Source organism: Pseudoalteromonas sp. TB51, from assembly GCF_000498055.1.
Classification (GTDB): domain Bacteria; phylum Pseudomonadota; class Gammaproteobacteria; order Enterobacterales; family Alteromonadaceae; genus Pseudoalteromonas; species Pseudoalteromonas atlantica.
This window is the reverse complement of record NZ_AUTO01000358.1, coordinates 1-12,119: the sequence shown is the minus strand read 5'-3', so window position 1 is coordinate 12,119 and position 12,119 is coordinate 1. Positions and strand designations below refer to the sequence as shown.

The 12,119-nt window shown below is 42.8% G+C and carries 6 protein-coding genes; all 6 read left to right on the top strand.

Annotated features, from left to right (window positions below; all coding sequences use genetic code 11):
• A partial coding sequence (locus L650_RS0123000) for a TonB-dependent receptor domain-containing protein (RefSeq protein ID WP_029774543.1) occupies positions 1-1,647 on the top strand: 1,647 nt, incomplete at its 5' end.
• A gap of 86 nt (positions 1,648-1,733) precedes the next feature.
• Positions 1,734-2,861 (top strand): alkaline phosphatase family protein, encoded by a 1,128-nt coding sequence (locus L650_RS0122995; RefSeq protein WP_029774542.1) that lies wholly within the window; start codon positions 1,734-1,736, stop codon positions 2,859-2,861.
• Complete coding sequence (locus tag L650_RS0122990; RefSeq protein WP_029774541.1) at positions 2,858-3,919, top strand: alkaline phosphatase D family protein; 1,062 nt, start codon at positions 2,858-2,860, stop codon at positions 3,917-3,919. Before L650_RS0122995 ends, L650_RS0122990 begins: the two co-directional genes overlap by 4 nt.
• A 160-nt stretch (positions 3,920-4,079) precedes the next feature.
• A complete protein-coding gene (gene recC, locus L650_RS0122985; protein WP_029774540.1) occupies positions 4,080-7,382 on the top strand; it encodes an exodeoxyribonuclease V subunit gamma in 3,303 nt (1,100 codons plus the stop codon).
• Positions 7,369-10,932, top strand: coding sequence for an exodeoxyribonuclease V subunit beta (gene recB, locus L650_RS0122980; protein WP_029774539.1), 3,564 nt, complete (start codon positions 7,369-7,371; stop codon positions 10,930-10,932). The genes recC and recB overlap by 14 nt, the downstream gene beginning before the upstream one ends.
• The coding region (locus tag L650_RS0122975) for an AAA family ATPase (RefSeq protein ID WP_029774538.1) at positions 10,929-12,119 on the top strand (1,191 nt) is incomplete at its 3' end. The genes recB and L650_RS0122975, both read left to right, overlap by 4 nt.

The following is a 12,119-nucleotide window of genomic DNA, read 5'->3' as shown; positions in this document are numbered from 1 at the left end:
GGCTCGGGTAGCAACGGCGGAAAAGATAACCAACACGCAGAGCTTAAATTTGTAACAACGCTTGCTGATTTAACAATTACAGGGCGTTTATCTTACGATGATGTAAGCGAGACTAACTACAACAGTGTAAGTCTTGCGCAATTTGAACAAACGCCAGAGTGGGATCAGCTAACGTGGAACTGGACAGGCGTTCCACATTACGACCAAATGTTTGCTGAGGGCTGGGGTACACTGCGTGAAAATACGTTAGCGTATTTAAAGTTTGAATATGCGCTTTCGCCAACATCGCTTATTACAGTGAGCCCTTATTATCATAAAAACTCGGGCCGTGGCGATTGGATCCCACCGTATTTAACAACTCCAGTAGATGAAAACGGCAACCCAACTACAGAGGGCGGCACTAACGCAGGCTCTTACGGTTTTGTAGATAGCGCAGGTAACGCACTGGCACCAAACGAAGGTTGTACGGCAAGTTTAAGCTGGCCGTGGGAGTCGGGCCCTGGTTTAAACCCAGCATGTTACGATGATACGGCAATACCTGTAATGTCGTATCGTCATACGCATTACAAAAAAGACCGCTTAGGGGTTACTGCTAACTACCAAGCTACGTTTGGCATGCACGACATAGAAGCCGGTTTTTGGTATGAGCAAAGCGACCGTGACGAGTCTCGCGATTGGCACAAAGTAATTAATGCCAGCATTTACCACCACTTTGATAGCACGCCATACTGGACCCAGTATAAAAACACCTTTGAGACCGACACCCTTAAATGGTACGCGCAGGATTCAATGGCCCTTGGCGATTTCACGCTTAACGTAGGTGTTAAAAAGTACCTTGTTGATATTGAAAAGTACGACCATTATCAAAATGCCACAACCGCTAAAGTTAATAGTGACTCTGATGTGTTATTTAGTGGTGGTATTTTGTATCAGCTAAATAACTCAACCGAGCTATTTACCAGCTATAGCGAAAACTTTGCAGCCATAAAAGACGGTGTACTTGAGCGCGACAGCTCTGATTTATCAGCCATTGAAGCTGAAACCGCTGAAAACATCGATTTAGGTGTACGTTATCAAAATAACGCGTTAAACCTGACCGCAACAGCGTATTCAATTGAATTTGATAACCGTATTACGTTCATTGCCCCTGGTAGTGACACTGGCGGTATTGATTACACCATAGGTACAAATGGCTCTTACTTAAACGTAGGGGGTATTGAATCGCAAGGTTTAGAGCTGTCGGCAAGTTACATGCTAAGCCCACAATGGAGTGTATATAGCTCGTACACGAATAATGATTCAGAGTACAAAGGCGATGCACCCGGGTTTGAAGCAGGTGAAAAAGTTATAGACTCAGTAGATGACTTATTTGTGCTATCGACCGATTACTTTAGCGGTGATTTCCGCTTTGGTTTATCGGCTAAATACACCGGTGAGCGTGGCGAAGTTGATGGCTATACCGTGGTTGATTTAAACGCAGGTTACGCAACCGATATAAACGCAGGACCATTTAAAGCTATTGATGTTGCCTTTGTTGTTTATAACGTTACCGATAAAAGCTATTTAGCGGGTGGTACGGGCAATGGCAGCACTTACTTTATTGGTGCACCACGTACAGCAGCACTGACGTTATCGGCTACGTTTTAATAGCCATAATGTACAGTAAATAATTAAAAGCCCATCTTTGATGGGCTTTTTGTTAAATGTACACAGTAATTAGGTACACAGTAGTTATGAACTCAATTATAAAAGCCACGGTATTTAGTATCATTGCATTAATCAGCAATACCGCAAGCGCAGCACAAAATGTAGTGCTAGTGACCCTTGATGGTGTGCGCTGGCAAGAGGTGTTTAGCGGGGCAGATAAAAACCTCATTAATAATGCCGATTTTGTTAAAAACCCAACGCAATTAAATAAGCAATTTTGGGCGCCTACCGCCAATAAGCGCCAGCAATTACTCATGCCATTTTTAACTCAACATGTGGCTAAAAAGGGCGTAATTGTAGGTGATAGAGCAAAAGGCTCTAATATGTCGGTGAGCAACCCTTGGTATTTTTCATACCCTGGGTATAACGAAATTCTCACCGGCGAAGTAGATGAAAAAATTAATAGTAACAATAAAGTATTAAACGCGAATAAAACCATTTTAGAGCGCCTAGATGAGCGTGCAGACTTTAAAGGTAAAACCGCTTTGTTTGGGAGTTGGGATGTATTTCCTTACATTGTGAATACACAGCGTAGTAACGTGTATGTGAATGCGGGTTTTATGCCCATAGAAAACGATTTATTTGCTGATGCTAAGCTTTTAAACGCATTGCAAAATGAAATTCCAAGCCCATGGGAAAACGTACGCTTAGACAGTTTTACTTACCGATTTGCTAAAGCGTATATGCTGGCAAAAACGCCGCGCTTGTTAGTTATTAGCTTAGGTGAAACCGACGACTTTGCGCACGATGGCCATTACGACCAATATTTAAAATCCGCAAGGCAAAGTGATGCGTTTTTAAAAGACTTATGGAACACAATTCAAACTACACCGGGCTATAAAAACAATACAACGCTTATTGTTACCACCGACCACGGCCGCGGGGGCAGTGCAAGTGACTGGCAACATCATAGCTCTAAACGTGCGTTGGCTGAGCTGCATTTAGCGGGTAATAAATTTCCTGAGGGCATTGTCGGCTCTGAGCATATTTGGCTTGCTGCCATTGGCCCTGCAATAAAAGGGCACGGTTTAATTACAACACAAAATGAGCTTAAACAGGCGCAGGTTGCAGCCACTGTTTTAAGCGCATTGGGTATAAACCCAAAACACCTAAATTCAAACATGGCACCGCCAATAAGTGAGATTTTAAAATGAAGCAGTTAGTAAAACCTATTACACACGCCGTATTAGCATTAGGGTTAGCGTTTAGCGCAAATACTATGGCAGCCCCTTCAAAAATTTTATTTGGCTCGTGTGGGCATCAAGATAAAGACATCCCAATATTTGACACCATTAATAAAGAGCAGGGCGATTTATTTATATTTTTAGGTGACAATATTTACGGCGACACCAACGATATGACGGTACTTGCCAATAAATACCGAAAATTAGGTGCAAAACCAGGCTTTAAAACACTAAAAGCGAATACGCCAATCATTGCGATGTGGGACGATCACGACTTTGGTCAGAACGATATTGGTAAAGACTACCCACATAAAGAGCAGTCTCGCCAAATTATGCTCGATTTTTGGGGCGAGCCTAAAAGCTCACCCAGACGCACCCGCACGGATGGCATTTACACGTCGTATATGTATGGTGAGGATGAGCAAAGCGTACACGTAATAATGCCCGATTTACGCTGGAACCGTGATGCACTTAACCACGTAAGCGAGCTTGAATATTACACTAAGCGTAAGCTTAATAACCAAGGCCCGTATAGCCCAACAGAGGTGAAAGGCGCCTCTATGCTAGGTGAGGCGCAGTGGCAATGGCTTGAGCAAGAGCTAAAAAAGCCTGCGGCTATAAAGCTAATTGCCTCAAGCTTGCAGTTATTACCCGATTTTACAGGGTGGGAGTCGTGGGCTAATTTCCCAGAGGATCGTAACCGTTTATTTGCGTTAATTAAAAAGCATCAAGTGAATGGGGTTATTATCATCAGTGGCGATACGCACTGGGGCGAAATATCAAAGTATCAACAAAACCTTGATTACCCTTTAATAGAAATGACCAGCTCAGGGCTCACTGAAAAGTGGAAAGACGTAAGCCCAAATAAACACCGTGTAGGTGATTACACCCACAATGTGAATTACGGCGATTTAAGCATAGATTGGCAACAAGCAGATCCGGCCATCTCACTTAAGCTTAAAGGGATAGATGGTAAAGTGATTATGCAAAGCGCATTTAGCTTATCAAGCATTAGCCCTTATAAATAAAATGACCTGAGCAATAAAACGCACAGTGATTAAAATTAACGCTGTGCGTTTAAACTCCCTGCTAACCCGCTGATTTATTAGTGCCAATTTGCTGATTGCGCTACCCCTATAAATGAAAATATCTTAAACTGGTTTTACTTCAAGTAAGGACTCCAGTTGTATGCTCAATATTATTCAATCAAACCGTATGGAAGCACTGCAGGCTCAGTTTAATCAGCTATTAAAAGTAAACCCGCTGCAAAGCCCATTCGATAAAGAAGTGGTATTAGTGCAGTCGCCGGGTATGTCTCAGTGGCTTAAAATTGGTTTAAGCGAAAACCTAGGGTTAGCCGCGCAGGTCGATTTTCCGCTGCCATCGAGCTTTATATGGCAGTTGTATCAGCAGTTATTGCCCAATGTGCCTAAAGAGTCGGCATTTAATAAGCCTAACCTTGCTTGGAAATTATTTGCAATACTGCCCAGCTGTATTGATGAACCGCTTTATTTGCCCTTAAAAACCTATTTAGAGGGCGACCTAGATGGGCAAAAAACCTTTGCCCTGTGTGAAAAAATTGCCGATGTGTACGACCAATATTTAATGTACCGCCCGCATTGGATTGCCACTTGGGATAGCGGCAAAGACGAACTTGACGATGTTGATGTAAGCATTGCTCCGTGGCAAAGCGATTTATGGCGAAAGCTGGTGGCGCACAGTAAAGCGCTTGGACAAAGCCAATTTCATCGTGCCAATATGCAAGGGCAGCTACTCGCCGCCCTTGAGAATATGGATAATAGCTTACTACCTAAGCGCATTAGTTTATTTGGTATATCAGCGATTGCGAGCTCGCAGCTTGAGGTGTTTGAAGCCCTGAGCAAAAAAACAGAGGTGTTTTTATTCTTTTTTAATCCTAGCGAGCATTATTGGGGCGATGTGGTTGATGAAAAAACAGCAGCCAAAATAAATGCCAAATACGCCAAAATGCCGCTTTTAGAAGCGCAGCAAAAAAAACAAACTAACCCTGATGAAGAATACTACTTTATAGGTAATCCGCTTTTATCGTCATGGGGAAAACTAGGGCGCGACTACTTTGAGCAACTCGTACAACTTGATGCGCGTTGGATTGATGGCTTTATAGATGCGTTTGACGATAGCTTACTGGGTCAAATTCAAAGCGAGATTTACCAACTGGCATTTAAAGGTGAGTCGCTTACCGATAATAAACAGTGGTTTATAAATGATGAGGGCAAACTGCCCATTAGCGACACCGACACCAGTATTACCTTAAGTGATTGCCACACAGCGCTTAGAGAAGTTGAGCGCTTGCACGACTATTTACTTACTTTGTTTAATCAAAACCCGTCGCTCACTCCTAAAGACATTATTGTAATGATGCCTGATGTAGGTACGTACAGCCCGTATATTGAAGCGGTGTTTGGCGGCGCGCAAAACACCAGTCGATTTATTCCTTATGCATTGGCCGATTTAGCCATAGAGCAAGAAAAACCGGTGCTGAGCTCGTTTGCCAGCTTAGCCAATTTGCCGTTTTCGCGTTTTGGTGTTTCGGATATTCTTGATTTATTGCAAGTAACACAAATTGCCGAAAAATTTGCGCTAGAGGCGCACGAGTACGAACAAATTCAATATTGGCTTGAGCGTGTAGGGGTTAAATGGGGTATAAATGCTGAGCACAAAAGCAGCTTTGATTTACCCGCAATAGATTTAAATACCTGGCAGCATGGTTTAAACCGTTTACTGCTAGGCATAGCCCAGCGCGATGAACAATGCCCGTTTAACGGCATTTATAGTGCCGATGAAGTAGAGGGCATGGCGCTTGATACCCTTAATAAATTGGTGCATTTTATTGATGTACTGCAGCGCTTTAAAGATGAGCTAACCCCTGATGATACCCTTAGCAATAAAGCGGATATTTTATCTGAGCTAATAAATGCTATTTATTTCAATGAAGGCGAAGACAGCTGGGATTTGCTGGTACTGCAAAATGTTTTAGAGGAGCTTAAAAAGCACCACGATAATGGTGATTACGATAAACAGGTATCGCAACGAATTGTAAGCTACCTGATAAAACAAGGCATTCAAGAAAAAGGGGTAGGGCAGCGCTTTTTAGTGGGGCAAGTTAACTTTTGTACACTAATGCCTATGCGCGCCGTGCCGTTTAAAGTCGTGTGTATGCTTGGCTTAAACGATGCCGATTACCCACGTACGGTGCAGCCAATAGGGTTTGACTTAGTGCCGTATTCTAAAAAACAAAAAGGTGACCGTTCACGTAAATTAGATGACCGCTACTTATTTTTAGAAGCCCTCCTGAGTGCCCGCGAAAATTTATACATAAGTTACATTGGCCGCTCGTGTTTTGATAATCAACCACGTATGCCCTCAACCTTAGTAAGCGAGCTTTTAGAGTACATAGGCCGCAGCTTTACGTTAGCAAATAACAGCGAAAAAACGCTGCCTGAGTGTTTAATTAATCAGCAGCACTTACAGCCTTTTAATCGTGCGTATTACACAGAAGACACTGAAGCTGATGAAAAGCTGAGTAATCACAGTTTTAATCCTATTTGGCTGCCAAGCGAGCGTATAGACGCGCAGCCGCTAACAGCCATTGATGTAACAGCGCCCGCGCAATTAGAGCTTGATGTATTTATTCGCAGTGTGTGTAACGCACAAGAGAGCTTTTACCAGCAAACATTAGGTTTACGCCTTCCTGAATTTAACGAAGTAGCAAAAGATGAAGAGCCTTTTAGCCTAGATGCGCTGCGCCGCTACTTTTATTTAGACGAAATACTGCAAGCCAACATTAATGAGCAACCTTTAAGTACAGAGCAAATATTGCAACGGGGGGAGCTGCCACAAGCCAATGTAGGCAATTTAGTGTATGAGAGCATGGCACACCGAGTAGATGCACTAACCGGGCAAGTAAAAGAGCATATTAAAAGCGGCAAAACCGACCCGCTTGAGGTGTCTTTGCGCATAGAAAACACCACTATTGAGGGCTGGCTTAATCATATTTACCTTCAAAAACAAGTGTTTTACCGAAGTGCCAGTATAAAGGCCAAAGATTTAATTAAGGGCTTTATATATCATCTTGTTGCACAAAGTATGGAACAAAATGTTGAAACCCTATTACTAGGGCTTGATAAGCAAATTAGCTTTGCACCGCTGAGTAAAAATGAGGCTGATGCCTTGCTCGGTGATTGGTTTTCGTTATACCAAGCCTTGCGCAAAGGGCCTGTGGCATTTTATCCGGTAAGTGGCTATGAATACGTTAAAAGTGGTGGCGATATTGGTAAAGCCATTAGCAAGTTTAACCCACAATACATAGGGCGCGGCGAAGGCGAAAACCCGTATATTCGTTTAACGGTGCAATCGCTCAATGACTGCCAAGAAGAATTTATTAAGTGGAGCGAAAAATTACTCTCCCCATTACATGCACGTGCAAAGGAGAGTGACCATGCAAGCGCTTAATCCGCTAACAATGCCATTAAAAGGGCAAAGTTTAATAGAAGCCAGTGCGGGTACAGGTAAAACCTACACCATTACCGGGCTTTATTTACGTTATTTATTAGGCTTGCAAATACCAGGGGAGATAAACACCCCGTTAAGCGTTGAGCAAATACTTGTGGTTACCTTTACCGATGCCGCTACGCAAGAAATTAAAGACCGCGTACGCAGCCGTATTATTGCTGCGCGCGATGCATTACTTGGCCAAAACCCAAATGATGAATTAATAGAAGGTGTGATAGCCGCAGTAGATGATAAACATCGCGCCTTTGATTTACTCGATGCCGCCGCTAAATCTATGGACGAGGCCGCTATATTTACCATTCATGGTTTTTGCCAACGCATGTTAAAGCAGCATGCGTTTGAATCAGGCGTTGCCTTTAATCTTGAATTTATTTTAGATGAGCGCGACATACTGCTCGACACAATTAAGGATTTTTGGCGCGCCTTTGTATACCCACTTAATAAAGAACGCACTGATGCTATTTTAGAGGTGTTTGCAGCCCCTGAATCGCTATTTAGCCAAGTTAGTAGTGTGCTAAATAAAGCCAATGCGAACATAGTGCCGCAAATAAACTTAGATGACGTATTTAAAGCTCGCGATGAGTACATTGCTAAAGTACCCGCTTTTAAAAAAGCAGTGCTGGAGCAAGAGTTTATAGCTGCAATAAAGGGCTCGGGTTTAAGTGGCTCTAAAACACCCGGGCGAAAAGGCAGTTTAACGGCCCTTGAAGCATTTTGTTTAGGTGATGAGTTATTTTTTGAATTTGGCACCAATAAATACTCGTTTGAGGTGTGGAGCAGCGAAAACTTAAGTGATGCCAGTAATTATAAAAAAAATCAGCCATTATTTAGCCACCCTCTGCTTAGCCTGTTTGATGAGCTCAGTGCACTTAATACTAAAATTAATCAGGGCCTTAAAATTGCCGTTGTACAAACCGCAGCTCGGTGGGTTAAACAGGCAATTGTAAAACGCAAGCAAGAGCAAAGTGTGATCACCCCAGATGATTTACTGACTAATTTACACAGTGCTTTAAATGCCGAGCAGGGCGAGGCTTTATCGCAAAAAATAGCGCAGCTATTTCCTGTTGCCATGATTGATGAGTTTCAAGATACCGATCCGATTCAGTACGGAATTTTTAGCAAAATATACGGCCAAGAAAAAACGACGCTTGCCATGATAGGCGACCCAAAACAGGCTATTTATGGTTTTAGGGGCGCTGATATTTTTACCTATATTGGCGCAAAAGAGTCGGTAGAGCCTGAGCAGCAATTTACTTTAGGTACTAATTTTCGCTCAAGCACCGATATAGTAAGCAGTGTAAACAGTTTGTTTTCTAAACATGCCAATAGCTTTATTTATAACGATGCCATACCGTTTAACGCAGTAGCAGCAAAAGGCAAAAAAGCCGATGAAACATTTACAATAGATGGCAAACCTGCCACCGCGTTTGAATTTAATGTATTTGTAGATGAAGCTGCAGATGAAAAAAACAAACCCACCAGCAAAGGCGTTGGGCAAGGGCATTTGGCCAGCTATTTTGCCAATAAAATAGTGACATTGCTTGAGCAAGCCGAGCAAGGGCGAGCGTGCATTGGTAAGCATAAGGTGACCGCTGCCGATATTTGTATATTGGTGCGCGACCGTGTAGAAGCGCAAATAATGAAAAAAGCACTGAGCAATGCCAATATTGCTAGCGTGTATTTATCGCGCGACAGTGTTTTTAGCCAAGAGCTTAGCCACCATTTACTTAACTTTTTAACGGCATTGCATGGCCAATACAACGAGTCATTACTGCGCGGCGTATTAGCTGGGCCGTTATTTTGTTTAAGCTACAACGAAATTTACGCCCTTGCTGATGATGAAAATAAATGGCAAGAGCACTTAAACTTTTTTGCTCAACTTAGCCATATTTGGAACAAGCAAGGCGCAATGGCGATGCTTGAACGTTTGTTAAGCCATAATCAGCTGAGCGCTAAGTGGCAAGGACTTGGCTATAACGTTGAGCGCTGGTTAACCGACTTTAGACACTTAGGTGAAATACTGCAGCAAAAGCAAATAGAGCTAGAAGGCACTTTGCGCTTGCTGCGTTGGTTTGCACAAAAGGTTAGCCAGCAAGATGGCGAAACCGTGCAAGTACGCCTAGAGAGTGACGCCAACTTAGTTAAAATTGTGACTATGCATGCCTCAAAAGGGCTCGAGTATCCGCTGGTATTTATGCCTTTTGCCAGTGGCTATCGCGAAACTAAAGAAGCGCTTTATCATCAAAACGGCCAGCTAGTTTACGATTTAAGTAAAAACGAAGACGCCTTAGCACAAGCCGAGCAAGAACGCCTAGCTGAAGACTTACGCTTACTTTATGTTGCCCTTACCCGCGCGGTACATTTTTGTGCGCTTGGGGTGTATAACATAGGGCAGGGGCAAAGTAGTCGCTTGGCTATACAAAGTAGTGCATTAGGGCATGTGTTATTTGCAGGGCTTGAGATTACAAGTAGCCAAACGTGGCGTACCCACTTAAGTGAATTTTGCGACGCTCACACCGAAATGCACTATCAGCAATTTACGGCTGAGCAATTGGCCGAACAAGGCCAATTAACACTTAATAGCGCAGTGCAGCAAAGCCAAGCGTTAAGAGTTAATACGGTTACAGCCAACATAGAGCGAGATTGGCGAGCAACCAGCTTTAGCGCGCTGAGCTTTAAAAAGCACACCGATCATATTGAGCCTGGGCGCAGTGATGAAGATCATGAAAAAGATGAATTTGCTAACAGCCAAGATGAAATACCATCGCCTTACAGTTTTCCCAAGGGGGCGAAGCCTGGAAGCTGTTTGCATGAAATTTTTGAACAAATAGACTTTACCAGTGCGCAAGTACACCCTACAAATCCAGAGCAAAATTTAGCAGAGGTGGTAAAACATGCGCTGGATAAATACCATATTAGCGAAAGCTGGCAACACGTGACCGAGCAATGGGTGCTTGATTCGTTAATCTGCCCCTTAAACAATGAGGGATTAAGCTTAAGCCAATTAGCCCCGACAGACTGCCTAGTCGAAATGGAATTTAATTTACCTTTAGATAGTTTAAGCGCGCCTAAATTAAACGAAATACTGGTTAAGCATTTTGGTTTTACCCAAAGCAAACTCGAGTTTTCTCATGTAAAAGGCCTGTTAAAGGGATTTATAGATTTAATTTTTTGCTATCAAGGGAAGTATTATATTTTAGATTATAAGTCTAATTACTTAGGTAATACGCCCGCTGACTATGAAAGCGACCTGCTAGAGCAAGCCATGAATAGCCATCAGTATCATTTACAGTATTTAATTTATAGCGTTGCGCTGCACCGATTACTTAAACAACGCATTAGTGATTATGCAATAGAAACCCACTTAGGCGGGGTTTATTATACTTTTTTACGCGGCATGCCGGCAGGGAAAGGGGTGTATTTTAATAAGCTTAGCGCAGAGCAAATCACACTATTAGATGGCTTATTTAGCCAAGGAGCCATGTTATGAGTGACTACCCTATGCAGCAAAGCCTGTTTGATGAGCCGCCAGCACCTGCCCAACCGTTAAATACAGTGGAGCTGCTTGACTACTTATTAGATGAAAAACGCATAAGAATGGTAGATGTAAAGCTTGCCTTAATGCTGTGCGATAACCAGCAAAACGACGTGTTTTATATAGTGTTATTGCTGTGTTTAGCACAGCAAAGCCAGCATAGCTGTTTAACATTAAAAGAAGTCGACTGGCAAAACCCGTTTAATTTACGCCAAAGCGACTTTACTAAAACCGAGGGCAACGTACCAAATATTACATCGCCTTTTAGCGAAGCCTTTAACTACCTCGATGCGCTTAGCTGTTTAAGTGCCCATAACAGTGTGGGCGAGGCCAAACCCTTACAGTTATTTAACGAACGGCTTTATTTTGCGCGCCTAGCTGATTATGAGCACACCTTAGCTACGCGTTTGCTTGCGATGAGTGAGCGTCATTTAAATATAAATACCCAGTTACTCAGCCAATTATTAAATGACTACTTTGTTGATAATTCAGCGCTTGCGATTGATTGGCAAAAAGTAGCTTGTGCTATTGCAGCAACAAAAGGCTTTAGCGTTATTACGGGCGGGCCAGGAACTGGTAAAACCACCACCGTGACTAAGCTATTAGCTATTTTACAGTCGCTTTATAAAAGTGCACCTTTAAGCATTAAGCTGGTGGCGCCTACAGGTAAAGCTGCAGCCCGTTTAAGTGAATCAATTTTAGGTGCAAAAGAGCAACTTAAAATTATTCCTGAGGATATAAAGGCCTTAATTCCCGATAGCGCGCAAACTATTCACCGGCTTTTAGGGGTTAAACCCTTTACTAATAAATTTAAGCATAACAGCACCAACCCGCTGCATTTAGATGTACTTATTATTGATGAAGCCAGCATGGTTGATTTATCACTCATAGCTAAATTAATAGAAGCACTGCCTGCGCATGCGCGTTTAATATTGCTTGGCGATAAAGACCAACTTGCCTCGGTAGATACCGGCAGTGTAATGAGTGATTTATGCCAAGGGTTAGCATTGGGTGAAACGCCTAATTACTCGCAAGCACGATGTGATGAGCTCAATGCTTTATGTTTTAAAGGAGAGGCTAAATTAGCGGCGCCTGGACATAGCGATTTTAAACTAGCCGATTGCATTGCGTTTTTACAACAC

Coding starts and splice junctions, on each gene's coding strand:
- L650_RS0122995 (WP_029774542.1), top strand. CDS start 1,734: ATGAACTCAATTATAAAAGCCACGGTATTTAGTATCATTGCATTAATC.
- recB (WP_029774539.1), top strand. CDS start 7,369: ATGCAAGCGCTTAATCCGCTAACAATGCCATTAAAAGGGCAAAGTTTA.
- recC (WP_029774540.1), top strand. CDS start 4,080: ATGCTCAATATTATTCAATCAAACCGTATGGAAGCACTGCAGGCTCAG.
- L650_RS0122990 (WP_029774541.1), top strand. CDS start 2,858: ATGAAGCAGTTAGTAAAACCTATTACACACGCCGTATTAGCATTAGGG.